The organism is Peribacillus sp. NJ11, assembly GCF_030348405.1.
In the GTDB taxonomy this organism is placed as follows: Bacteria; Bacillota; Bacilli; order Bacillales; family DSM-1321; genus Peribacillus.
This window is the reverse complement of record NZ_JAUCFO010000001.1, coordinates 948,644-971,395: the sequence shown is the minus strand read 5'-3', so window position 1 is coordinate 971,395 and position 22,752 is coordinate 948,644. Positions and strand designations below refer to the sequence as shown.

Annotated in this window: 23 protein-coding genes, 7 tRNA genes and 3 rRNA genes; 30 read left to right on the top strand and 3 right to left on the bottom strand. The window is 42.6% G+C overall.

Translation table 11 applies throughout. The features are described from left to right. Positions 1–14 precede the first annotated feature (14 nt). The 13 genes from QUF86_RS28885 to rpsI all read left to right on the top strand — a co-directional run bounded on the left by QUF86_RS28885 (position 15) and on the right by rpsI (position 7,767). Positions 15–137: a M24 family metallopeptidase gene (locus tag QUF86_RS28885; protein WP_289318652.1), complete on the top strand. Its 123-nt coding sequence runs from the start codon at positions 15–17 to the stop codon at positions 135–137. Positions 138–311: 174 nt separating this feature from the next. After that, positions 312–530 carry a translation initiation factor IF-1 gene (infA, locus tag QUF86_RS04690; RefSeq protein ID WP_028390440.1) on the top strand — a complete coding sequence of 73 codons (219 nt, stop codon included), beginning with the start codon at positions 312–314 and terminating at the stop codon, positions 528–530. Between the two features lie 40 nt (positions 531–570). Next, positions 571–684: a 50S ribosomal protein L36 gene (rpmJ, locus tag QUF86_RS04685; RefSeq protein ID WP_003156543.1), complete on the top strand. Its 114-nt coding sequence runs from the start codon at positions 571–573 to the stop codon at positions 682–684. 22 nt (positions 685–706) lie between these two features. Next, a complete protein-coding gene (gene rpsM / locus QUF86_RS04680) occupies positions 707–1,072 on the top strand; it encodes a 30S ribosomal protein S13 (protein ID WP_057915228.1) in 366 nt (121 codons plus the stop codon). A 22-nt stretch (positions 1,073–1,094) separates the two neighbouring features. Then, on the top strand, positions 1,095–1,484 hold the full coding sequence (rpsK, locus tag QUF86_RS04675; RefSeq protein ID WP_028390438.1) for a 30S ribosomal protein S11: 390 nt from the start codon (positions 1,095–1,097) through the stop codon (positions 1,482–1,484). A 177-nt stretch (positions 1,485–1,661) separates the two neighbouring features. Beyond that, complete coding sequence (locus QUF86_RS04670) at positions 1,662–2,606, top strand: DNA-directed RNA polymerase subunit alpha (RefSeq protein ID WP_053349049.1); 945 nt, start codon at positions 1,662–1,664, stop codon at positions 2,604–2,606. Between the two features lie 82 nt (positions 2,607–2,688). Next, entirely contained in the window at positions 2,689–3,051 is a 363-nt protein-coding gene (gene rplQ, locus QUF86_RS04665; RefSeq protein ID WP_034304973.1) for a 50S ribosomal protein L17, read from the top strand. A gap of 364 nt (positions 3,052–3,415) precedes the next feature. Then, positions 3,416–4,255 (top strand): energy-coupling factor ABC transporter ATP-binding protein, encoded by an 840-nt coding sequence (locus QUF86_RS04660; RefSeq protein WP_289318653.1) that lies wholly within the window; start codon positions 3,416–3,418, stop codon positions 4,253–4,255. Next, positions 4,231–5,097 (top strand): energy-coupling factor ABC transporter ATP-binding protein, encoded by an 867-nt coding sequence (locus QUF86_RS04655; protein WP_289318654.1) that lies wholly within the window; start codon positions 4,231–4,233, stop codon positions 5,095–5,097. The genes QUF86_RS04660 and QUF86_RS04655 overlap by 25 nt, the downstream gene beginning before the upstream one ends. Beyond that, positions 5,097–5,897 carry an energy-coupling factor transporter transmembrane component T family protein gene (locus QUF86_RS04650; RefSeq protein WP_289318655.1) on the top strand — a complete coding sequence of 267 codons (801 nt, stop codon included), beginning with the start codon at positions 5,097–5,099 and terminating at the stop codon, positions 5,895–5,897. Before QUF86_RS04655 ends, QUF86_RS04650 begins: the two co-directional genes overlap by 1 nt. Before the next feature lie 11 nt (positions 5,898–5,908). Continuing rightward, complete coding sequence (gene truA, locus QUF86_RS04645; RefSeq protein WP_289333730.1) at positions 5,909–6,649, top strand: tRNA pseudouridine(38-40) synthase TruA; 741 nt, start codon at positions 5,909–5,911, stop codon at positions 6,647–6,649. Between the two features lie 267 nt (positions 6,650–6,916). Further along, complete coding sequence (rplM, locus tag QUF86_RS04640) at positions 6,917–7,354, top strand: 50S ribosomal protein L13 (protein ID WP_034304960.1); 438 nt, start codon at positions 6,917–6,919, stop codon at positions 7,352–7,354. A gap of 20 nt (positions 7,355–7,374) precedes the next feature. Beyond that, positions 7,375–7,767, top strand: coding sequence for a 30S ribosomal protein S9 (rpsI, locus tag QUF86_RS04635; protein WP_034304957.1), 393 nt, complete (start codon positions 7,375–7,377; stop codon positions 7,765–7,767). Between the two features lie 187 nt (positions 7,768–7,954). Here the strand turns inward: rpsI and QUF86_RS04630 are convergent, their stop codons facing one another. Beyond that, positions 7,955–9,403: a DHA2 family efflux MFS transporter permease subunit gene (locus QUF86_RS04630; RefSeq protein ID WP_483313907.1), complete on the bottom strand. Its 1,449-nt coding sequence runs from the start codon at positions 9,401–9,403 to the stop codon at positions 7,955–7,957. Between the two features lie 176 nt (positions 9,404–9,579). On the opposite strand from QUF86_RS04630, the gene QUF86_RS04625 reads away from it, so the two are divergent. The 5 genes from QUF86_RS04625 (at position 9,580) to QUF86_RS04605 (ending at position 14,210) form a co-directional block, all read left to right on the top strand. Continuing rightward, entirely contained in the window at positions 9,580–10,128 is a 549-nt protein-coding gene (locus QUF86_RS04625) for a TetR/AcrR family transcriptional regulator (protein ID WP_289333728.1), read from the top strand. Between the two features lie 338 nt (positions 10,129–10,466). Further along, positions 10,467–10,994 (top strand): ECF transporter S component, encoded by a 528-nt coding sequence (locus QUF86_RS04620; protein ID WP_289318659.1) that lies wholly within the window; start codon positions 10,467–10,469, stop codon positions 10,992–10,994. Between the two features lie 788 nt (positions 10,995–11,782). Next, entirely contained in the window at positions 11,783–12,208 is a 426-nt protein-coding gene (locus QUF86_RS04615) for a DUF2521 family protein (protein ID WP_289333727.1), read from the top strand. A gap of 85 nt (positions 12,209–12,293) precedes the next feature. Then, positions 12,294–13,010, top strand: a complete 717-nt coding sequence (gene cwlD, locus QUF86_RS04610) for an N-acetylmuramoyl-L-alanine amidase CwlD (protein ID WP_289318662.1) — start codon at positions 12,294–12,296, stop codon at positions 13,008–13,010. Between the two features lie 141 nt (positions 13,011–13,151). Next, the gene (locus QUF86_RS04605; protein ID WP_289333726.1) at positions 13,152–14,210 is read left to right on the top strand and encodes an Mrp/NBP35 family ATP-binding protein; all 1,059 of its coding nucleotides are present in this window, start codon (positions 13,152–13,154) and stop codon (positions 14,208–14,210) included. Positions 14,211–14,248: 38 nt separating this feature from the next. Here QUF86_RS04605 and gerD read toward each other — a convergent pair whose 3' ends face one another. Continuing rightward, complete coding sequence (gerD, locus tag QUF86_RS04600) at positions 14,249–14,824, bottom strand: spore germination lipoprotein GerD (protein WP_289318664.1); 576 nt, start codon at positions 14,822–14,824, stop codon at positions 14,249–14,251. A 138-nt stretch (positions 14,825–14,962) separates the two neighbouring features. On the opposite strand from gerD, the gene QUF86_RS04595 reads away from it, so the two are divergent. Further along, positions 14,963–15,649, top strand: coding sequence for a KinB-signaling pathway activation protein (locus QUF86_RS04595; RefSeq protein ID WP_289318665.1), 687 nt, complete (start codon positions 14,963–14,965; stop codon positions 15,647–15,649). 91 nt (positions 15,650–15,740) lie between these two features. Here QUF86_RS04595 and pdaB read toward each other — a convergent pair whose 3' ends face one another. Then, the gene (pdaB, locus tag QUF86_RS04590) at positions 15,741–16,493 is read right to left on the bottom strand and encodes a polysaccharide deacetylase family sporulation protein PdaB (RefSeq protein WP_289318666.1); all 753 of its coding nucleotides are present in this window, start codon (positions 16,491–16,493) and stop codon (positions 15,741–15,743) included. Positions 16,494–16,626: 133 nt separating this feature from the next. On the opposite strand from pdaB, the gene QUF86_RS04585 reads away from it, so the two are divergent. From QUF86_RS04585 to QUF86_RS04535, 11 genes are all read left to right on the top strand, one after another. After that, positions 16,627–16,863, top strand: a complete 237-nt coding sequence (locus QUF86_RS04585; protein ID WP_289318667.1) for a hypothetical protein — start codon at positions 16,627–16,629, stop codon at positions 16,861–16,863. A 280-nt stretch (positions 16,864–17,143) separates the two neighbouring features. Continuing rightward, positions 17,144–18,694 (top strand): 16S ribosomal RNA (locus tag QUF86_RS04580). Between the two features lie 175 nt (positions 18,695–18,869). After that, positions 18,870–21,802 (top strand): 23S ribosomal RNA (locus QUF86_RS04575). 64 nt (positions 21,803–21,866) lie between these two features. Further along, a 5S ribosomal RNA gene (gene rrf / locus QUF86_RS04570) occupies positions 21,867–21,982 on the top strand. The 16S, 23S and 5S rRNA genes sit together here with 7 tRNA genes alongside, the layout of an rRNA operon. Before the next feature lie 45 nt (positions 21,983–22,027). Beyond that, positions 22,028–22,102, top strand: a tRNA-Asn gene (locus tag QUF86_RS04565). Positions 22,103–22,105: 3 nt separating this feature from the next. Further along, positions 22,106–22,178: transfer RNA gene (locus QUF86_RS04560), tRNA-Thr, on the top strand. Between the two features lie 31 nt (positions 22,179–22,209). Next, positions 22,210–22,284: transfer RNA gene (locus QUF86_RS04555), tRNA-Glu, on the top strand. 18 nt (positions 22,285–22,302) lie between these two features. Then, positions 22,303–22,378, top strand: a tRNA-Val gene (locus QUF86_RS04550). Between the two features lie 14 nt (positions 22,379–22,392). Next, a tRNA-Thr gene (locus QUF86_RS04545) sits at positions 22,393–22,468 on the top strand. Between the two features lie 18 nt (positions 22,469–22,486). Then, a tRNA-Tyr gene (locus QUF86_RS04540) sits at positions 22,487–22,570 on the top strand. Positions 22,571–22,674: 104 nt separating this feature from the next. Next, a tRNA-Gln gene (locus tag QUF86_RS04535) sits at positions 22,675–22,749 on the top strand. Positions 22,750–22,752: the final 3 nt, after the last annotated feature.

The window sequence follows — 22,752 nt, the reverse complement described above, 5'->3', positions numbered from 1 at the left end:
GGTTGAAAGAAGCTATGTCAGGCGTGCGCCTTTCAAACATCTCCCATGCTATTCAAACCTATGTCGAGACTAATTGCTTCTCTATTCGAGAGTATGTCGGTCACGGAATCGGTCAAGACTTACATGAGGACCCATAAAATCCTCATTTCGGTCCAACTGATAAAGGTCCTCAGTTAAAGCCTGGTTCTACAAAATGGTGAATACTTGATGCAGAATTGTAAGACTTATGAGGATAATTGGACTGTAGTAATGTTGACGGAAAGATGTGTACCTTTAATAGGTTCACGCATAGAGAAGGGAGAATCACTTTAATGGCGAAAGATGATGTAATTGAAGTAGAAGGCACAGTACAAGAGACTTTGCCAAATGCAATGTTTAAGGTAGAATTAGAAAATGGTCATACTGTTTTAGCTCATGTATCCGGTAAAATTCGTATGCACTTTATTCGCATTTTGCCTGGAGATAAAGTTACGGTTGAGCTTTCCCCGTATGATCTAACTCGCGGCAGAATCACATACCGGTTCAAATAATCCGGTTACGCTCCGATCTGTATAAGGAGGTTAGATAGCAATGAAAGTCAGACCATCAGTCAAACCAATCTGCGAAAAGTGTAAAGTTATCCGCAGAAAAGGTAAAGTTATGGTTATTTGCGAAAACCCTAAACATAAACAAAAACAAGGCTAAATAGAAGGAGGTGCACTCAAGCATGGCACGTATTGCTGGAGTAGATATTCCCCGTGACAAACGTATTGTTATCTCATTAACATATATATATGGTATTGGAAAACAAACAGCGATGAAAGTTCTTGCAGAAGCAGGCGTTTCTGAAGAAACTCGCGTTCGTGACTTAACGGAAGACGAATTGAATAAAATTCGTGATATCATTGACAAGCTTAAAGTAGAAGGCGACCTTCGTCGTGAAATCTCCCTAAACATCAAACGTTTAATGGAAATCGGTTCTTACCGTGGTTTACGTCACCGTCGTGGTCTTCCTGTCCGCGGTCAAAATACAAAAAACAATGCTCGTACGCGTAAAGGACCTCGTCGTACTGTAGCTAACAAGAAAAAATAATTAGTAAAGGAGGTTACTTTTCATGGCACGTAAAACTAATACACGTAAACGTCGTGTGAAAAAGAATATAGAAACTGGTATTGCACATATTCGTTCAACTTTCAATAACACTATCGTTACGATCACTGACTCTCATGGTAATGCTATTTCTTGGTCAAGTGCTGGAGCTCTAGGATTCCGTGGATCTCGTAAATCCACTCCATTTGCTGCACAAATGGCTGCTGAAACAGCTGCTAAAACATCAATTGAACATGGTATGAAAACTCTTGAAGTTACAGTTAAAGGACCTGGTGCTGGACGTGAAGCTGCTATTCGTGCACTTCAAGCTGCTGGCCTAGAAGTAACTGCAATTAAAGATGTAACTCCAGTTCCACATAACGGATGCCGTCCACCAAAACGTCGCCGTGTTTAATTTTTCTGTATAGATTTTGTATTCCTGTCAATAATGGGATATAATACTGAGTTTGCGTTCTTACAGAGGATTAATTTTCAGTTGTTGCGCACAGCGGGAACGTATACATGGGGAATTTCGGTTTAAGTGACTTAGTTTACTTGCCGGGGTTTTGACGTTTTGAAGGAGGGTTTATTGATGATCGAAATAGAAAAACCAAAAATCGAAACGGTTGAAATCAACGACGATACCAAATTCGGTAAATTCGTCGTAGAGCCACTAGAGCGTGGGTATGGTACTACATTGGGTAACTCCTTACGTCGTATCCTTTTATCCTCACTCCCAGGTGCTGCTGTCACAGCTATACAAATTGATGGAGTGCTACATGAGTTCTCAACAATTGAAGGCGTCGTGGAAGATGTAACATCTATCATTCTTAATGTGAAAAAACTAGCTCTTAAGATTTACTCTGATGAAGAGAAGACGCTGGAAATTGACGTTCAAGGTGACGGAGTCATCACGGCTGCTGATATCACTCATGATAGTGATGTAGAAATTCTTAATCCGGATTTATATATTGCTACAATTGGTAAAAACGGTCATATGCGTATGCGTTTATCTGCACGTCGCGGCCGCGGCTACACTCCTGCTGTTCAAAACAAGAGAGAAGATCAGCCAATTGGTGTAATTCCAATCGATGCTCTTTACACTCCAGTTTCACGCGTATCTTTCCAAGTTGAAAATACACGTGTTGGACAGTTGTCTAACTTTGACAAGTTAACGTTCGATGTTTGGACTGATGGCAGTACGGGTCCGCAAGAAGCGGTAGCACTTGGAGCTAAGATTTTAACAGAGCATTTAAATATCTTTGTTGGGTTAACCGATGAAGCTCAAAATGCTGAAATCATGGTTGAAAAAGAAGAAGATCAAAAAGAAAAAGTTCTTGAGATGACGATCGAAGAATTAGACCTTTCTGTTCGTTCTTACAACTGCTTGAAGCGTGCTGGAATCAATACCGTTCAAGAGCTAGCTCATAAAACGGAAGAAGATATGATGAAAGTACGTAATCTAGGCCGTAAATCACTTGAAGAAGTGAAAGCGAAACTAGAAGAATTAGGCTTAGGTCTTCGTAAAGACGACTGATAACATGGCGGAATCAATCCATTATGTTGTGAGCCTTGTTTAGACACACAATATAGAACTTCAACAAAGGAGGGAATCTCTAATGGGTTACAGAAAGTTAGGACGCACTAGCGCACAACGTAAAGCATTACTTCGTGATTTAGCTACGGATCTTATTATCCATGAGCGCATTGAAACTACTGAAGCACGTGCAAAGGAATTACGTTCTGTAGTAGATAAAATGATCACTCTTGGTAAACGTGGTGACTTGCATGCACGCCGTCAAGCTGCATCATTCATCCGTAACGAAATCGCTGACGCTGAGAATGGCACAGATGCCCTTCAAAAACTATTCAGTGACGTGGCTCCACGTTATGAAGAACGTCAAGGTGGATACACTCGTATCATGAAAGTTGGTCCACGCCGCGGTGACGGTGCACCAGTCGTGGTTATTGAATTAGTTTAATAACAACGATGAAAAAGGGCGGGACAAATGAATAAACTCACTTGTTCTATGCCCTTTTTCTTTTTTTAAATAGAAATTCTGTTATTTAGAAATTCGCATTGAGTGTTACGATGGCTGGCGGAACCTGTTTATACAGGGAGCCTTCACGTCTAGCTCAAGCATCCCTTCCCGCTTTTGATAAGCGATTATAAGATAACCTGTTTTTCGTAACAGGCCCGCTGTAAGCTGCTCTTAATTTACCGAAAATTCTTTCGGTGGAAGGGGTGCAGCGTTTTTTTATATTTTCAGAAGAAATACCACTATGTTTATGTTGATTGAGCAGAGTTTAGATTAGACGAGTGCAGTCGAGGATGAGGAGGGCCACATGGGGAAGAAGCTGGTTTCTTTAAATAATATTATTTTTAAATATGAGGGTCAGTCTCGAAACGCCTTGGATGATGTTTCATTTGATATTCATCAGGGGGAGTGGCTTGCGATTGTCGGGCATAATGGTTCTGGCAAGTCGACATTAGCGAAGTTACTGAATGGACTTCAGTTCGCTAACTCAGGTACCATTACGATTAATGATCAACTATTGACGGAAGAAACTGTTTGGGATGCGCGCCAAAAAATTGGCATGGTTTTTCAAAACCCAGATAATCAATTTGTAGGCACTACAGTTCAGGATGATGTGGCTTTTGGTTTAGAAAACGCCGGTGTTTCTCAGCAGGTTATGGTGGAGCGTGTTCATGGTGCGTTAAATAAGGTTAAAATGAATGCCTTTCTTAATCAAGAGCCGCACCATCTATCCGGCGGTCAAAAGCAAAGAGTGGCCATAGCAGGTGTAATAGCCTTGCAGCCAGACATAATCATCTTAGATGAAGCAACCTCCATGCTTGACCCAAGAGGCCGTGAAGAAGTGCTTGAAACAGTTAGGGAGTTAAAACAGGAAAACGAGATTACCGTCATATCAATCACCCATGATCTTGAGGAAGCTGCGAAAGCTGATCGAATGATAGTCATGAACCAAGGTCGGTTATATCGTGAAGGACCACCTCAGGATATTTTTGAATTAGAGGAAGAATTAATTGCTCTTGGTCTGGATATTCCCTTTTCAGTGAAACTTACCAAAGAGTTACAAAAAAATGGTGTTCGTGTGGTTGATGGGCATTTGACAGAGGAAGAGTTGGTGAAGGATTTATGCGAATTACACTCGATGATGTAGAATACCGCTATCAGGTGAATACTCCTTTTGAACATCTCGCCCTTCATGATGTCAATATTTCAATGGAGCCGGGAACCTATACCGCAATCATCGGGCATACAGGGTCCGGGAAATCGACGCTACTGCAGCATTTGAATGCTCTTTTAAAACCGACGAAGGGTCGGGTCTTCATTGGGGACCGGACGATCGAGGCTGGAAGAAAAGAAAAGGCATTGCGGCCAATTAGACAAAAGGTCGGAATTGTTTTTCAGTTTCCGGAACATCAGCTATTTGATGAAACGGTTGAAAAGGATATATGTTTCGGACCTATGAATTTTGGGGTTTCTGAAACCGATGCTAAGAAACTGGCCAGGAAAGCCATCGCTCAAGTTGGATTGAGTGAGGAAATTCTTGAAAAATCTCCATTCGATCTATCCGGCGGACAAATGCGACGGGTGGCCATTGCCGGGGTACTTGCCATGGAGCCGGAAGTATTGGTACTGGATGAGCCTACAGCGGGACTGGATCCACGGGGACGCAAAGAAATAATGAACATGTTTTATGATTTGCATAAAGTAAGGGGCATTTCTACAATTCTAGTGACACATAGTATGGAGGATGCAGCAAAGTACGCGGATGACATCATTATCATGCACCAGGGTACGGTGTTCAAAAAAGGGACTCCGCAGGAAATCTTCTCCGAGCCAGAACAATTACTTGAGCTTGGCCTGGATGTACCTGATACGGTACGTTTTCAGCTCAAGCTCCAGAAGGAACTTGGGGTTAGATTTGATCAACCGTGTCTTAATATCGGTGATTTAGCGATAGAAATAGATAAAGCCATGAAACGGGGGAACCGCTGATGCTGGATAAAATGATTATCGGGCGCTATGTACCTGCTGACTCCCTGATACACAGGATGGATCCAAGGGCTAAATTACTCCTTGTGTTTCTGTTTGTTTGTGTCATCTTTTTGGCGAATAATGTCGTTTCTTATGGTTTACTCGCGGTATTCACCATCCTTTTGATTAGCCTTTCGAAGATACCCCTTCGCTATCTTTATAATGGGTTAAAACCTATCTTTTTCTTAATCGTGTTTACTTTCCTTCTCCATATATTGTTTACGAAAGAAGGGGAATTGCTTTTTGAATACGGTTGGTTCGAGATCTATGAAGGCGGTTTGATTCAAGGTTTGTTCATATCCGTAAGATTTACTTTACTAATCCTTGTTACGTCACTATTAACATTGACGACAACTCCGATATCCATTACAGATGGAATGGAAGAGCTGTTGGGTCCCTTGAAAAAGTGGAAAATGCCTGTACACGAACTAGCATTGATGATGTCCATTGCCCTTCGGTTCATTCCAACGCTAATGGAGGAAACGGAAAAAATCATGAAGGCTCAAACTGCAAGGGGAGTTGACTTTTCATCTGGTCCAGTAAAGGACAGGGTTAAATCGATTGTACCGCTGCTTGTTCCTTTATTTGTGAGTTCATTCAAACGGGCAGAAGAATTGGCAACTGCCATGGAATCAAGAGGATATCGTGGTGGGGAAGGCCGCACGAAATACCGCCAATTGGACTGGAAGACGAGTGATAGCCTTTTAATGGTCTCAATAGGTCTTCTTACGGTCATGTTATTTTTATTACGTTCATATTAAGGAAGAGTACTATGCCAAAATATAAATGTGTGATCGCGTATGACGGCACGGGTTTCGCTGGGTATCAGGTGCAGCCTGAGAAACGAACCATACAAAGTGAATTCGAGGCAGTCTTAGCACAAATGCACAAAGGCTCAATTATAAAGGTGACTGCTTCAGGCAGGACAGATTCAGGGGTCCATGCAAAGGGGCAGGTCATTCACTTTGAATCGCCCCTTACATTTCCTACTGAAAATTGGGTAAAGGCGTTCAGCGCCCTTCTTCCGACCGATATTGTCGTTTTGGAAGTCGATATCGTGCCTGACAATTTTCACGCGAGGTTCCATACGACTGGGAAAGAGTACCGTTATATCGTAGCCCGATCCAATCTACGGGATCCGTTCCAACGTAATTACGCCTACCATTATCCCTACCCATTAGATGGGAAGGCGATGAGGGAAGCCATTTCCTATTTGATAGGGACACATGACTTTACAAGTTTTTGTTCGGCAAAAACGGAAGTGGTCGATAAAGTTCGAACCATTCAAGAAATCGATTTTGAAGAGAGCGATGGCGTCATGGTTTTTCGCTTCGTTGGGGAAGGTTTTTTGTATAATATGGTACGTATCTTGGTTGGGACACTCCTGGAAGTCGGCAGCGGGAAGATGGCACCCCGGGATATGATCGGGATATTGGATAAAAAAGACCGCAGTTTTGCAGGGAAAACAGCACCAGCCCAAGGCTTGTATTTATGGAAAGTATTTTACAAATAAAATTATTTCTCGTGTGATACCAGTTTTTTTACAACTGATAAACGGGAAGAAATCAGTAATGGAGCGGTTTGGCGCTATACTGACCTTTTCATGGAGTTGCAGAGAGTATTTTATAGACAACTTATCCTAGTGTAACATTCCCTTGACAATGAATCTGGGAGAAGTTAATATAATATGGTATGTATTTTAATCCCACGATAAGCCCCGGAAGTTTATTGTGATTGAAAATAAATATAAAAAATTAAAAAGTTTTTTAGGAGGTTAACCATGCGTACGACATTTATGGCGAAAGCTAATGAAGTAGAACGTAAATGGTATGTGATTGACGCTGAAGGCAAAACTTTGGGTCGCCTTTCTACTGAAGTAGCATCCATCTTACGTGGTAAACATAAACCAACTTTTACACCTAACATTGACACTGGTGATCATGTAATTCTAATCAATGTTGAAAAAATCCACTTGACTGGTAAAAAATTGACTGACAAAATTTATTACCGTCACACTATGCATCCAGGCGGTCTTAAAACTAGAACTGCTCTTGAAATGCGTACAAACTACCCTGAGAGAATGCTTGAACTTGCTATCAAAGGTATGCTTCCAAAGAATTCTCTTGGTCGTCAAATCTACAAAAAATTACACGTATACGCTGGAGCTGAGCACCCTCACGCTGCTCAACAACCAGAAGTATACGAATTACGCGGATAATTACTAAGGAGGTTACTATCTTGGCACAAGTTCAATATTATGGTACTGGTCGCCGTAAGAGCTCAGTAGCTCGTGTACGTTTAGTACCAGGCGAAGGTCGCATCGTTATTAACGGTCGTGACATTAATGAATATATTCCTTTCGCAGCATTACGTGAAGTTGTTAACCAACCACTAGTTGCAACGGAAACTACTGGAAATTACGACGTTCTAGTAAACGTTAGCGGTGGTGGATACACTGGTCAAGCTGGAGCAATCCGTCACGGTATCGCTCGTGCATTGCTTCAAGTTGATCCAGAATACCGTCCATCTCTTAAAACTGCTGGTTTACTAACTCGTGACCCACGTATGAAAGAACGTAAAAAATACGGTCTTAAAGGCGCACGTCGTGCACCTCAGTTCTCAAAACGTTAATTCTATTACCGTTTCAAAGGCTCTCAACCATTTTGGTTGGGGGTCTTTTTTTTTGTCAGGAAAAAGATTTTGATCATATCATGCTCCATGAACCTTATTGTGTGGGACTGAAATATATTAAAAATAATAAAGCATATCTGGGATATCCCAGATATGCTTTATTTTAAAGACTCCATTGTTAATAATTTTAGTTATGGGATTCACTTTCACTTTTTTTGATTGTGGCTTTTTTAGGCATAAAACATGTAAAAATTAACGCCACAATAGATAAGATTAACATAAAAACATAGGCGTCACTTGAGCCAAAGATAGAAGCTAATGACTCTAGTCGTATAGCTGTAATGTTTTCATTTTGCATTGATATCTCAGAGGCATGTAAAGTTGCTTGCATTGTATACACTGTGATGACAACTGCTGTGCCGATAGCACCTGACAATTGGCGAATGGTATTATTTACAGCTGAACCATGGGAACCCAATTCTCGTGGTAAAGCATTTAACCCTGCTGTATTTAAAGGCATGGTAATAAAGCTTAATCCAATTCGTAAAATAATGGTACGAACCATTAAATACATATAGGTTGTTGATTCGTTTATATCAATGACTCCCCACATCGAAACAATGATAAATAGTAAACCTGTAATAAAGAGTGGTTTAGCACCGTATTTGTCATACATTTTACCTGTGATAGGGGATAAGAAGGCATTAATGACAGCTCCAGGTAATAACAGCAAACCTGCTTCAAATGCTGTAAAACCTCGTCCATTCTGCAAGTAAATTGGTAAAAGTATTAAATCCGCATACATAATCATTGTAATTAGTACATTGATGAATGATGTGAGAGTGAAAATCTTATACTTAAATACGGATAAATTTAATAATGGATCATTGGATTTCATTTGACGTATACAGAATAGAGTCGTCACGATTATTCCGACGATAATTGTAGTTATGACAACGAGATTATCCCAACCCTTGCTTCCTGCGCTACTAAATCCAAATAAAATGCAGCCAAAACCAATCGTTGATAAAATGACACTTGTGATATCTAATTTTGCTTTTGTTGTCTCCGCAACATTCATTAAATATTTGAACGCTAGAACAATGACAATTAATATAAATGGGATTAACCCAATAAATAGCCATCTCCATGAAACATACTCAATGATAAAACCAGATAATGTAGGAGCGATGGCTGGAGCAAAAATCATCGCAAAGCCAATTGTCCCCATAATACTTCCACGCTTTTCGCTAGGATATAAATAAAAAATAACTGTCATCATTAGAGGCATAATAATCCCGGCACCAATTGCTTGAATCATTCTTCCCGTTAAAAGCATGCCAAAATTCATCGCACATGCACAAATTACCGATCCGATGAGCAAAAAAAACATTGAGCTAATAAATAGCTGCCTTGTTGTAAACCGTTTCATTAAAAAAGCCGTAATTGGTACTAAAACACCGTTTACTAGCATAAAGCCTGTTGATAACCATTGTACAGTTGCAGCCGTTACATGAAATACGTCCATTAAGCCACTCAATGCAACATTTAATAAAGTCTGATTTAATGTTGATAAAAAACAGCCAGCAATCAATACAATTAATAAAACTTTTTTATTTCCTTCTGTTATGCCCATTTCTTTCGACAACCCCTTTATTTTTGACTTGCATTCTCAACATCGTGTCGATAAAATCGATGGTAACAAAAATATATGTTCCTTACCATGAACAGTTTTCATGAAAATGTTCACTAATCGACATAGAAATATATGCTGTTGAGAAAGTAAAAGAAAAAACTATAAAGGAGTTAAAAATGTCTATACCTAAAAAAGAAGATCCTCGTACAATTCGTTCTAGAGAAATGTTTAAAAATGCGGTCATTGTTCTCTTATGCGAGGATTCCGCAATTTCAAATTTAACGGTTCAGAAAATCGCAGCCAATGCAGGATTAAATCGGACAACATTTTACTTGCATTACCAGGATATTCAAGATTTACTAACGCAAATCACCGATGAGATTTTAAATGAGCTTTCTGATAAAATTGTTGCTTTAATACATGCAAAAGATTTATCAGAAAAACAACAGCTAACACAATTGCTTGATTACTTATATATCCATCGAAATTATTTACTTATTTTATTTAATACGAATCAGTTTGAGGAACAATTGTTTTCATTATTAAAGCAATTAGTAGAAATAAGGAGGAAGAATTCCAAGAAGGATTTACCTGCTGATTATGTTGCCATTGATATTAAAACAGCCTCCTTGGTAGGCATTATAATATGGTGGTTAAGACAGGGGCTTCATTTTAGTTCAGATTATATTGCCAATCAAATTTATTTAATGTACAGAGTGCACTGATTCTACTTTCGTTTGAATCAACCTTGAATTTCATTAATGTCGGGGTTTTGTTCTGATGTTTTAGATTTTCACAGTTTTTAATAGTCGTCCTTGATGGTTCGGTGTCTTTTTTAGGCCCGGTAAAAGATTAGACCACATCATGAATTCTGAATGCGTCTTTCCAGCATCAAATGCAAATGAAACGCCGCGGTAAAGGCGTTTCAGCGTTGGAGACAGTTGCGTTCCATTCGTTGGAAGATGAGTTTATTTATGTAATACAGGTTTATTTGTAAAATCCATATTTATTAAGTTTCTGATTAGGAGTATGATAATACTAAAAAAAAGAAAGAGGACTTCATATGAATTCAACATTCTCAGCGACAGAAACAACTAAAACAAAGGCCTTAGTCATCAATGCCCTTTTCATCGCATTAACCATTGTAGCGACATTCATCAACATCAAGCTCCCGATAATGGGTAACGGAGGCCTAATCCATCTGGGTAACGTTCCTCTTTTTATAGCAGCCTTGGTTTACGGCAAAAAAACAGGGGCCATAGCTGGAGCATTCGGAATGGCCCTATTCGATCTTTTATCTGGTTGGGCAGCATGGGCACCGTTTACATTCATCATAGTAGGTGCAATGGGCTTTTTAGTAGGACTCATATCCGAAAAGGTACCCGGCAAAAGAGAATATGTATACACGTTGGCCATTGCCGTTGCGTTGATCATAAAAATCGTGGGCTATTATTTTGCTGAAGTTATCCTTTACGGTAACTGGATACAGCCATTCGGCTCCGTCCCTGGTAACGTAATGCAGGTCATAATAGCCGGTATAATTGTAGTGCCGCTTGTAGGCCGCTTAAAGAAAAGAGCCGGACAGATATAGGGATTGATGTTACGACCAAAAAAAGTATCCGTTTGATGACAAACTGCGCCGGGAATTCCGGACAATTAAAAATAAGATACCTGCTAATTAAGCAGCTATTAAATGACTTCGCTATTATAAAAAGTTATATCATGGACATCCGTTTATCAGGGATGTCCTTTTTATTTAATCTTAATGCCAAGATTAAAACTTTTTCACGCTTATATATTTGATCATTTTTCTACTTTCTCCATGACATCCGTCTGTTTTGTTAAAGATGATTCATTTGTCATCCTAATCGACTCTTTACTAAGGGGGAAAGAAGAGGAAACAAAACATGGATAAGCATGATGAATAATTAGGATTGATCAATGTCCAGAGAGACATACGCAGTGAGCTACCCAAGTCGGCAAAGGCAGCCTCGGGTAGCAGCCTGAGTTGCAAGTTATCGGGGGAGAAAGTTTCTTCGGTCCAAATGATCTAAGTGTAAAAGCGAGAAAACTCCGGAATATTCAATCGTATGCCTTGTTACCCAGGAGGTGCGTTTTTAGATACGCGCGAATCGCTTCATATTTCAAAGGTAATACTGGTTCCTTCTTAACGGCTTACATCTCTGTTCTATAATCCGTACAGGCAGTCTTCTTTTTAACAGTGTTCTTATAAAACTAGATCATCGTCCTGCGCCTGCTGAACTTATCCTCATTATTTTTTGCCAATAGAATAAATGAATGGTTCAAAATAGAACGCAAAAACTAAATTATGTCTTGGGAAATAATTTGGGAAATGGGGAAATGCCCCGGAGGTGAAATATGGCTGTGATATTAGGTTTACAGGAGATGCAAAGGGAAAGGCAACTGAAGTTCGAACGTAGATTGCTCAGGGATCTTTCTATCGAGGATATGAAGGGAAGAATCCAGCGTTACTTTGGACAGGATTTGATGGATGTCTTGGAAGAAGGCTACTTTGATGTTGCTATCGAGGCTTATTTATTAGGGGCGAACTATAGTAAGTTTGGCTATTACGGTGAGTCAGAAGACGATGTAAGGGCCAGGTCCTGGAAGGAAGAAAAGTTTTTGATCGATACTCTTTTTAACTTTATTTTGTATTGGCGGGAAGTTACAGCAAATAACGCTTTCGATGAAGGTTTGTTTTATTGCTGTGAGGGGTTTGTGGGAGAGTGGTGGCTGGACGGCTTTAAGACTGGTGAAAAACGATATAAAATGAAACTGCATTAAGAAGGCAAAAATCACTCGTTCCTTGTTCTAATTCCATGGTTTGTCCCATACTTTTTAATAGAGGGATCATGGAAGGGGAACGGTCATGCGCAAAAAGCTGAAATATACAGGAATCGCTATGGGATTGTTTGTCCTTTTTTTAATTGTGACTTTTAAATTTGTTGAAGATGATTCTTGGGACTCTTGGAACCTTCCGTTGGCAGGTAAGGTAATCATACTGGATGCTGGTCATGGAGGGATGGACGGAGGGGCAAATGTACAAAAGGTAATGGAAAAGGAAATTGCCCTTTCCGTTTCATTGAAGGTCAGGGACTATTTACAGGAACAGGGTGCCCTTGTCATCATGACCCGTGAGAAGGATGAGGATTTGGCACAGGGTAATACAAAGGGGATCCGCCAGCGCAAACAGGAAGACTTACGGAATCGGGTTGAAATGATCAATGATTCGGAAGCGGACTTATTCTTAAGCATTCATTTGAACTCTTTTCCATCAGCGTCATCGAAAGGAGCCCAAACCTTTTATACAAACAGGTTTGAGGAAAATGAACAGGTAGCAAAATTCATTCAGACTGAAATCATTAGAAACCTGGAAAATACAAAGCGTGATGCAAAAACGATCAATAATGTGTATTTGATGAATTATGCTAAAAAACCGGGAGCGCTTGTGGAAATTGGCTTTCTTTCCAATACTGAGGAAAGGGAACGCCTTATCAGTGATGGGTATCAAGAAAAGGTTGCCAGTTCGATTTATATGGGCATTTTACGTTACTTTACAGAGGAAAAACTATCGGATGAAGAGTGACGTCTGGGTCTTGTAAAGTACAAGGCCTTTTTACTATGGGAAATAATCGGTTTCGAATACAGGACAGATAATAAGCTTTATTTCGGTAATATGTTATACTGAAAAATGGGAAAAAAAAACGAATTCAAAGGGGTGCTCGACTTGTTAACAGAAGAGAAAGTACTGAATTTATTGAAGGATCTTAAAGACCCTTTTTTACATAAAAACCTTGAAGAGACAAATGGAATTATAGAAATAAAAATAAAGCCTGAAAAGAATCATGTAAGCGTTAAACTTGCGATTGCGAAAACTGGGACTGCCGAGCAAATGCAAATGCAATCAGAAGTGGTGGACTTGCTGAAAACGAACGGAGCGGAATCTGTAGGCATCCGTTTCACGGAACTTTCTGAAGGTGAGTTGGCTAAGCACCGTGAAAGCATTCCGCAGGGTGAAGCGGACCATGGTTTGCTTGGACCTAATAACAAGACACAATTCATCGCGATCGCCAGTGGTAAAGGCGGAGTGGGAAAATCTACGATTTCAGTGAATTTCGCTACTTCACTTGCCCGTTTAGGTAAAAAGGTCGGACTGGTTGATGCCGATATTTATGGATTCAGTGTACCTGATATGATGGGGATAACAAAAAGACCGGTTGTTCGTGGGGAAAAGATCATTCCTGTAGAACGGTTTGGCGTTCAAGTTATTTCAATGGGCTTTTTTGTAGAAGATAACGCGCCTATCATCTGGAGAGGACCGATGCTGGGTAAGATGCTTAACAGTTTCTTTAATGAAGTGGAATGGGGAGAATTGGACTATTTAGTCCTTGACTTACCACCAGGTACAGGCGATGTTGCATTGGACGTGCATACGATGCTCCCTTCATGTAAAGAAATCATTGTTACGACACCGCATCCGACTGCAGCCTTCGTTGCTGCAAGAGCTGGTGCAATGGCCATCAAGACAGAACATGAAGTCATTGGTGTCATTGAGAATATGTCATTCTTCGAAAGTAAAACGACCGGTGAAAAAGAATATGTATTCGGAAAAGGCGGCGGCGCGAAGCTGGCAGAAGAACTTCGTACAGAAGTTTTAGGTCAACTGCCCCTGCAACAGCCAGATTGGAATGAAGAGGACTTTGCTCCCTCCATTTACGCAGCAGACCATAGGCTTGGAAGGATATACGAGGATATTGCTAAAAAGGTCATTGAAAAGCTACAATAAAATGAAGGCTGATTCCAATTGGAATCAGCCTTATTTCATTACTTTTCCTTTTTATCCTTGTTTTCCTTCTCTACCGCTTTAGTAGCTGCTTTATCCAATCTCTCTTGCATTTTCGCTTGAACGAGAGGACTCTCCATGGTTTCTATGATCAGCTCTTTATAGACGGAGCGCATTTCCTTGGTTTTCAATAATTTATTCATTTCTTTTTCCATGTCCGGTTCTTTCATTACTTCCATGATCATTCCACGATACTGAGGATCAGCAGTTAAGTCCTTCAATACCTTTTTATGTTCATCTTCTAAAGCTTTAGCGTAAGCGGAGGCAAATTCAGGATCATTAAATGTCTTTTTCCAAAATTCCTTCCCTTTATCTGAAGTGATCATATCTTCAATGGATTTCTTAATGACATCCGAGTCCATAATAAGTTCAGCTTTCGTTTTATCATCGGAAATGATATCCTGGATGGCTTTTTTTCCATCATCTGTTTTCAAGATATCGACGACCATTTTCTTTGTCTCTTCATACTCCATTTTATCTGCGCCTGCTCCATTTTGAGCACAACCGGAACAAACGAGTAAGAATGACGTGAAAAGCAAAGCAACTCCCACTCTCATACGCAGGGCCCCTTTCATCCTTCTTATTGTTAATATGGTTCCAATCGGCGATATTATTCCTTGGTGGAATAAGTGGATTTTTCCAAATTTGGTTGGTACAATTAAGGAAATGAAATAGAAATTTTATGGAGGAAAACAATGAACAGCCGTAATTTAGTTAAATTGTTTTTAACAACATTGCTTATCGGTGGTGTAACGGGCGGAGTTGTAGGGTTCTTAGCTCGATGGAGTGAGTTTAAGCCTTATTTTTCTTCTTTTGAAGTCAGTGCCATCCTATCAACGTTTATTTGGTTATTCGGTGTTGGATTAATTTTCAGTGTCATAAGCCAAGCCGGCTTTTTTGCCTATTTAACGATACATCGTTTCGGTCTGGGAATATTTAAAAGCGCTTCCTTATGGAATGCCGTTCAAATTGTACTCATTCTTTTTGTTGTATTTGATTTGGTGTATCTGCGATATCTTAATTTTGGTTCAGGTGAGGGGATTAGTTCATACATCGTCCTGGCGTTGGTTGTATTGGCTGCAGGACTTATTACAGCTTATTTCAAAATGAAACAAACGAATAAACAATCGTTTATTCCGGCCTTGTTTTTCATGGTCGTAGTCACGGTTTTGGAGTGGATACCTGTCCTAAGTTCCGATGATGAAAGCTGGCTTTACTTCATGCTGTTTCCGTTACTGGTCTGCAATGCATATCAATTATTGGTCCTAAGCAAATTGATCGAACGTTCACAAAAGGAATTGGCCAGTAAAAGAGGACGGATGCAAACTCCAGCAAAGGGGAAGAAAATGAAGGCCGGCGAATTAGGTAAAGGCAGCAGCTAACCTATATGTAAGACGTGGGCCATACATAAGGAAGCCAACATAAAAACTGCGTACTAAAGTTCATGGAGAACATAGTACGCAGTTTTTTCAGTCAGCGGATTTCCTCACTGCTGGCTGATGAATTGGAGATCATTTCTGAAACATTAACGAAATTTAAATTTTTTGCTCGAAGTTCACCTATTAATTCAGGCAAAGCCTTATTTGTTTGTTTTGCTGAGTCTGAAGCATGTAATAAGATGATATCACCCTTTTGGGCCTTGGTGATGTTCTGAACGATTCGATCCACACCTGGATTGGTCCAATCCTTTGAATCGATACTCCAATGAACAACTGTATATCCGAAATTTTCGCTAATCTTTAAGAGGCGTTTATCAAAGTGACCGGTGGGCGCTCGTAAAAGTTCTATATTTTTTACATTCAGTTTTTTGAATGCTTCCTGAGCTTTAGAAATATCCCGGATGATTTCTTGATCTTCCATTTCGGAATAATCCTTATAATCGTAACCAAGCATACCGATTTCATATCCTTCTTTCCCAATTTCCTCTACTATGTCCGGATGACGCTCAGCCCAAGAGCCGGAAAGGAAAAAAGTGGCAGACTCAACCTTTTCCCTTTTCAATGTCTCTATTATCGGAGCGGCTTTCTCATCACCCCAGCCAATATTGAACGTGATCGCGACATTCTTTTCCCCTTTATAAACCGCTTTTGGTCCATCTTCTGTAGAAAAAACAGGGGCATGAAGAATGTTTTGTACAAAAAGGAACCAAGCGGTAAAAAGTGCCGTAAGTAAAATTAACGAATAAAATTTGATGTTCTTTGCATGAAGCACCATGAAAAATTTCATTAATCCATCCCCTTGTCCAAAAGACTCTTGTCTTCAAATTTATGCGCAAGGATTATTGTTATGCAAAAAAAATCAGTTGGAAATTCATAAAATTGAAGGGAATGGGGAAAGATATCTGGTGGAGGTGTGAATCATGCTCGGTTTATTGATTAATGACAAGGAGAAGATGGAATTGGAGTATCTGTTAAAAAGAGAGATGGATGAAATACTATTCGATTTACAGGATGACAGAATTGATCACTTAGTCAAAAGGGCAATAAACGAGAAATATAACATCCTTTTCAGACTGTTTAAAAGGGTGAGCACCGAGGAGGAATGCCTTATATATATGAGGGTGAAAACGAACTTATCCAAGGGGAATCAGTCATGATAATTAAAAGTGAAATATATTCAAAAAATCTATTGACTATTGATTTATACGCTGGTATATTATAAAAGTTGCTGCAACGTAGTAATAGCTTTTGAAAAAAGCGAAAAAAACTTTTTAAAAAAGTTATTGACGAAGTGGTAATAAGATGTTAAGATATTAAAGTCGCTAAGAGAGATGGCGAAAAAAATTGCTCTTTGAAAACTGAACAAAACAAAGCGCCAACGTTAAATTTTAAGTGAGCACACACTATCAAAAAAGCAAAATGAGCAAGTCAAACATTTCTTCGGAGAGTTTGATCCTGGCTCAGGACGAACGCTGGCGGCGTGCCTAATACATGCAAGTCGAGCGAATCGATGGGAGCTTGCTCCCTGAGATTAGCGGCGGACGGGTGAGTAACACGTGGGCAACCTGCCTATAAGACTGGGATAACTTCGGGAAACCGGAGCTAATACCGGATACGTTCTTTTCTCGCATGAGAGAAGATGGAAAGACGGTTTCGGCTGTCACTTATAGATGGGCCCGCGGCGCATTAGCTAGTTGGTGAGGTAATGGCTCACCAAGGCGACGATGCGTAGCCGACCTGAGAGGGTGATCGGCCACACTGGGACTGAGACACGGCCCAGACTCCTACGGGAGGCAGCAGTAGGGAATCTTCCGCAATGGACGAAAGTCTGACGGAGCAACGCCGCGTGAACGAAGAAGGCCTTCGGGTCGTAAAGTTCTGTTGTTAGGGAAGAACAAGTACCAGAGTAACTGCTGGTACCTTGACGGTACCTAACCAGAAAGCCACGGCTAACTACGTGCCAGCAGCCGCGGTAATACGTAGGTGGCAAGCGTTGTCCGGAATTATTGGGCGTAAAGCGCGCGCAGGTGGTTCCTTAAGTCTGATGTGAAAGCCCACGGCTCAACCGTGGAGGGTCATTGGAAACTGGGGAACTTGAGTACAGAAGAGGAAAGTGGAATTCCAAGTGTAGCGGTGAAATGCGTAGAGATTTGGAGGAACACCAGTGGCGAAGGCGACTTTCTGGTCTGTAACTGACACTGAGGCGCGAAAGCGTGGGGAGCAAACAGGATTAGATACCCTGGTAGTCCACGCCGTAAACGATGAGTGCTAAGTGTTAGAGGGTTTCCGCCCTTTAGTGCTGCAGCTAACGCATTAAGCACTCCGCCTGGGGAGTACGGCCGCAAGGCTGAAACTCAAAGGAATTGACGGGGGCCCGCACAAGCGGTGGAGCATGTGGTTTAATTCGAAGCAACGCGAAGAACCTTACCAGGTCTTGACATCCTCTGACAACCCTAGAGATAGGGCTTTCCCCTTCGGGGGACAGAGTGACAGGTGGTGCATGGTTGTCGTCAGCTCGTGTCGTGAGATGTTGGGTTAAGTCCCGCAACGAGCGCAACCCTTGATCTTAGTTGCCAGCATTCAGTTGGGCACTCTAAGGTGACTGCCGGTGACAAACCGGAGGAAGGTGGGGATGACGTCAAATCATCATGCCCCTTATGACCTGGGCTACACACGTGCTACAATGGATGGTACAAAGGGCTGCAAACCTGCGAAGGTAAGCGAATCCCATAAAGCCATTCTCAGTTCGGATTGTAGGCTGCAACTCGCCTACATGAAGCCGGAATCGCTAGTAATCGCGGATCAGCATGCCGCGGTGAATACGTTCCCGGGCCTTGTACACACCGCCCGTCACACCACGAGAGTTTGTAACACCCGAAGTCGGTGAGGTAACCTTTATGGAGCCAGCCGCCTAAGGTGGGACAGATGATTGGGGTGAAGTCGTAACAAGGTAGCCGTATCGGAAGGTGCGGCTGGATCACCTCCTTTCTAAGGATAATTACGAGCGCGCTTTTGTTTTGTTCAGTTTTGAATGAGTAATTCATTCAGATAGGGAAGAAAAACATCACGATGTGATGGATTCTTTCTGCTTTGTTCCTTGAAAACTAGATAATAGATAGAAGGCAATTAATTTTTTTCAAAGCATCTGTAAGATCTTTTTAACGGTTAAGTTAGAAAGGGCGCACGGTGGATGCCTTGGCACTAGGAGCCGATGAAGGACGGGACTAACACCGATATGCTTCGGGGAGCTGTAAGTAAGCTTTGATCCGGAGATTTCCGAATGGGGAAACCCACTGTTCGTAATGGAACAGTATCTTTACCTGAATACATAGGGTACTGAAGGCAGACCCGGGGAACTGAAACATCTAAGTACCCGGAGGAAGAGAAAGCAAATGCGATTTCCTGAGTAGCGGCGAGCGAAACGGAATTAGCCCAAACCAAGAGGCTTGCCTCTTGGGGTTGTAGGACACTCAACATGGAGTTACAAAGGAACGGGGTAAATGAAGTGATCTGGAAAGGTCCGTCAAAGAAGGTAAAAACCCTGTAGTTGAAACTTCGTTCCCTCCTGAGTGGATCCTGAGTACGGCGGGACACGAGAAATCCCGTCGGAAGCAGGGAGGACCATCTCCCAAGGCTAAATACTCCCTAGTGACCGATAGTGAACCAGTACCGTGAGGGAAAGGTGAAAAGCACCCCGGAAGGGGAGTGAAATAGATCCTGAAACCGTGTGCCTACAAGTAGTCAAAGCCCGTTAATGGGTAATGGCGTGCCTTTTGTAGAATGAACCGGCGAGTTACGATTTCATGCGAGGTTAAGTTGATAAGACGGAGCCGCAGCGAAAGCGAGTCTGAATAGGGCGAATGAGTATGAGGTCGTAGACCCGAAACCAGGTGATCTACCCATGTCCAGGGTGAAGTTCAGGTAACACTGAATGGAGGCCCGAACCCACGCACGTTGAAAAGTGCGGGGATGAGGTGTGGGTAGCGGAGAAATTCCAATCGAACCTGGAGATAGCTGGTTCTCTCCGAAATAGCTTTAGGGCTAGCCTCAAGATGAGAGTATTGGAGGTAGAGCACTGATTGGACTAGGGGCCCCCAACGGGTTACCGAATTCAGTCAAACTCCGAATGCCAAATACTTATTCTTGGGAGTCAGACTGCGAGTGATAAGATCCGTAGTCGAAAGGGAAACAGCCCAGACCACCAGCTAAGGTCCCAAAGTATACGTTAAGTGGAAAAGGATGTGGAGTTGCTTAGACAACCAGGATGTTGGCTCAGAAGCAGCCACCATTTAAAGAGTGCGTAATAGCTCACTGGTCGAGTGACTCCGCGCCGAAAATGTACCGGGGCTAAACGTATCACCGAAGCTGTGGATTGACACCATTAGGTGTCGATGGTAGGAGAGCGTTCTAAGGGCGTTGAAGTCAGACCGGAAGGACTGGTGGAGCGCTTAGAAGTGAGAATGCCGGTATGAGTAGCGAAAGAAGGGTGAGAATCCCTTCCACCGAATGCCTAAGGTTTCCTGAGGAAGGCTCGTCCGCTCAGGGTTAGTCGGGACCTAAGCCGAGGCCGAAAGGCGTAGGCGATGGACAACAGGTTGATATTCCTGTACCACCTATACATCGTTTGAACGATGGGGGGACGCAGAAGGATAGGGTAAGCGCGCTGTTGGATATGCGCGTCCAAGCAGTTAGGCCGGAAACGAGGCAAATCCCGTTTCCATTAAGGCGGAGCTGTGATGGCGAGGGAAATATAGTACCGAAGTTCCTGATTCCACGCTGCCAAGAAAAGCCTCTAGTGAGATGTAAGGTGCCCGTACCGCAAACCGACACAGGTAGGCGAGGAGAGAATCCTAAGGTGTGCGAGAGAACTCTCGTTAAGGAACTCGGCAAAATGACCCCGTAACTTCGGGAGAAGGGGTGCTTTTTAGGGTGAATAGCCCGGAAAAGCCGCAGTGAATAGGCCCAGGCGACTGTTTAGCAAAAACACAGGTCTCTGCGAAGCCGCAAGGCGAAGTATAGGGGCTGACACCTGCCCGGTGCTGGAAGGTTAAGGGGAGAGGTTAGCGCAAGCGAAGCTTTGAACCGAAGCCCCAGTAAACGGCGGCCGTAACTATAACGGTCCTAAGGTAGCGAAATTCCTTGTCGGGTAAGTTCCGACCCGCACGAAAGGTGTAACGATCTGGGCACTGTCTCAACGAGAGACTCGGTGAAATTATAGTACCTGTGAAGATGCAGGTTACCCGCGACAGGACGGAAAGACCCCGTGGAGCTTTACTGCAGCCTGATATTGAATTTTGGTACAGCTTGTACAGGATAGGTAGGAGCCTGAGAAGCCGGAGCGCTAGCTTCGGTGGAGGCGTTGGTGGGATACTACCCTGGCTGTATTGAAATTCTAACCCGCGCCCCTTATCGGGGTGGGAGACAGTGTCAGGTGGGCAGTTTGACTGGGGCGGTCGCCTCCTAAAGAGTAACGGAGGCGCCCAAAGGTTCCCTCAGAATGGTTGGAAATCATTCGTAGAGTGTAAAGGCACAAGGGAGCTTGACTGCGAGACCTACAAGTCGAGCAGGGACGAAAGTCGGGCTTAGTGATCCGGTGGTTCCGCATGGAAGGGCCATCGCTCAACGGATAAAAGCTACCCCGGGGATAACAGGCTTATCTCCCCCAAGAGTCCACATCGACGGGGAGGTTTGGCACCTCGATGTCGGCTCATCGCATCCTGGGGCTGTAGTCGGTCCCAAGGGTTGGGCTGTTCGCCCATTAAAGCGGTACGCGAGCTGGGTTCAGAACGTCGTGAGACAGTTCGGTCCCTATCCGTCGCGGGCGCAGGAAATTTGAGAGGAGCTGTCCTTAGTACGAGAGGACCGGGATGGACGCACCGCTGGTGTACCAGTTGTCTTGCCAAAGGCATAGCTGGGTAGCTACGTGCGGACGGGATAAGTGCTGAAAGCATCTAAGCATGAAGCCCCCCTCAAGATGAGATTTCCCATGGCGCAAGCTAGTAAGATCCCTGAAAGATGATCAGGTTGATAGGTCAGAGGTGGAAGCGTGGCGACATGTGGAGCTGACTGATACTAATAGATCGAGGACTTAACCAACGCTTTATAAAAAATGAAATACCTTCTTATTATCTAGTTTTGAAGGAACAACGTTCCTTTATTGTTTGGTGGCGATAGCGAAGAGGTCACACCCGTTCCCATTCCGAACACGGCAGTTAAGCTCTTCAGCGCCGATGGTAGTTGGGGGTTTCCCCCTGTGAGAGTAGGACGCCGCCAAGCAATTCATTTATATCTTTAAATGGGTTTTAGGAAACATTATATTATTCCGCAGTAGCTCAGTGGTAGAGCATTCGGCTGTTAACCGAACGGTCGTAGGTTCGAGTCCTACCTGCGGAGCCATATGCTTCCATAGCTCAGTAGGTAGAGCACTTCCATGGTAAGGAAGAGGTCAGCGGTTCGAATCCGCTTGGGAGCTTCCCAATCTATCTATGTACACAAAATAGTCCGGCCCGTTGGTCAAGCGGTTAAGACACCGCCCTTTCACGGCGGTAACACGGGTTCGAATCCCGTACGGGTCACCATTCTTAATTCATTAATCCGGAGGATTAGCTCAGCTGGGAGAGCATCTGCCTTACAAGCAGAGGGTCGGCGGTTCGATCCCGTCATCCTCCACCATTTATTCTTTACTTGCCGGTGTAGCTCAACTGGTAGAGCAACTGACTTGTAATCAGTAGGTTGGGGGTTCAAGTCCTCTTGCCGGCACCATTTACAACCATATATTGCGGAGGGGTAGCGAAGTGGCTAAACGCGGCGGACTGTAAATCCGCTCCTTCGGGTTCGGCAGTTCGAATCTGCCCCCCTCCACCATTTTAATAAAATCCTGTGGATCAGTTATATATTCTCATTAATGGGGAAATATATGATTATCACCTTTTTATTTTGTTGAACATTAATTGTTACATATTATATATTGGGCTATAGCCAAGCGGTAAGGCAACGGATTTTGATTCCGTCATGCGAAGGTTCGATCCCTTCTAGCCCAGCCATTT

Excerpts from the sequence above, each read along its gene's own strand:
- infA (WP_028390440.1), top strand. The coding sequence starts at position 312 with ATGGCGAAAGATGATGTAATTGAAGTAGAAGGCACAGTACAAGAGACT.
- cwlD (WP_289318662.1), top strand. The coding sequence starts at position 12,294 with ATGCGCAAAAAGCTGAAATATACAGGAATCGCTATGGGATTGTTTGTC.
- truA (WP_289333730.1), top strand. The coding sequence starts at position 5,909 with ATGCCAAAATATAAATGTGTGATCGCGTATGACGGCACGGGTTTCGCT.
- QUF86_RS04630 (WP_483313907.1), bottom strand. The coding sequence starts at position 9,403 with ATGGGCATAACAGAAGGAAATAAAAAAGTTTTATTAATTGTATTGATT.
- rpmJ (WP_003156543.1), top strand. The coding sequence starts at position 571 with ATGAAAGTCAGACCATCAGTCAAACCAATCTGCGAAAAGTGTAAAGTT.
- rplM (WP_034304960.1), top strand. The coding sequence starts at position 6,917 with ATGCGTACGACATTTATGGCGAAAGCTAATGAAGTAGAACGTAAATGG.
- QUF86_RS04620 (WP_289318659.1), top strand. The coding sequence starts at position 10,467 with ATGAATTCAACATTCTCAGCGACAGAAACAACTAAAACAAAGGCCTTA.
- pdaB (WP_289318666.1), bottom strand. The coding sequence starts at position 16,493 with ATGAAATTTTTCATGGTGCTTCATGCAAAGAACATCAAATTTTATTCG.
- QUF86_RS04660 (WP_289318653.1), top strand. The coding sequence starts at position 3,416 with ATGGGGAAGAAGCTGGTTTCTTTAAATAATATTATTTTTAAATATGAG.
- QUF86_RS04670 (WP_053349049.1), top strand. The coding sequence starts at position 1,662 with ATGATCGAAATAGAAAAACCAAAAATCGAAACGGTTGAAATCAACGAC.
- QUF86_RS04595 (WP_289318665.1), top strand. The coding sequence starts at position 14,963 with ATGAACAGCCGTAATTTAGTTAAATTGTTTTTAACAACATTGCTTATC.
- QUF86_RS04625 (WP_289333728.1), top strand. The coding sequence starts at position 9,580 with ATGTCTATACCTAAAAAAGAAGATCCTCGTACAATTCGTTCTAGAGAA.
- rplQ (WP_034304973.1), top strand. The coding sequence starts at position 2,689 with ATGGGTTACAGAAAGTTAGGACGCACTAGCGCACAACGTAAAGCATTA.
- QUF86_RS04650 (WP_289318655.1), top strand. The coding sequence starts at position 5,097 with ATGCTGGATAAAATGATTATCGGGCGCTATGTACCTGCTGACTCCCTG.
- QUF86_RS28885 (WP_289318652.1), top strand. The coding sequence starts at position 15 with ATGTCAGGCGTGCGCCTTTCAAACATCTCCCATGCTATTCAAACCTAT.
- gerD (WP_289318664.1), bottom strand. The coding sequence starts at position 14,824 with ATGAGAGTGGGAGTTGCTTTGCTTTTCACGTCATTCTTACTCGTTTGT.
- rpsM (WP_057915228.1), top strand. The coding sequence starts at position 707 with ATGGCACGTATTGCTGGAGTAGATATTCCCCGTGACAAACGTATTGTT.
- rpsK (WP_028390438.1), top strand. The coding sequence starts at position 1,095 with ATGGCACGTAAAACTAATACACGTAAACGTCGTGTGAAAAAGAATATA.
- QUF86_RS04655 (WP_289318654.1), top strand. The coding sequence starts at position 4,231 with ATGCGAATTACACTCGATGATGTAGAATACCGCTATCAGGTGAATACT.
- QUF86_RS04615 (WP_289333727.1), top strand. The coding sequence starts at position 11,783 with ATGGCTGTGATATTAGGTTTACAGGAGATGCAAAGGGAAAGGCAACTG.
- QUF86_RS04585 (WP_289318667.1), top strand. The coding sequence starts at position 16,627 with ATGCTCGGTTTATTGATTAATGACAAGGAGAAGATGGAATTGGAGTAT.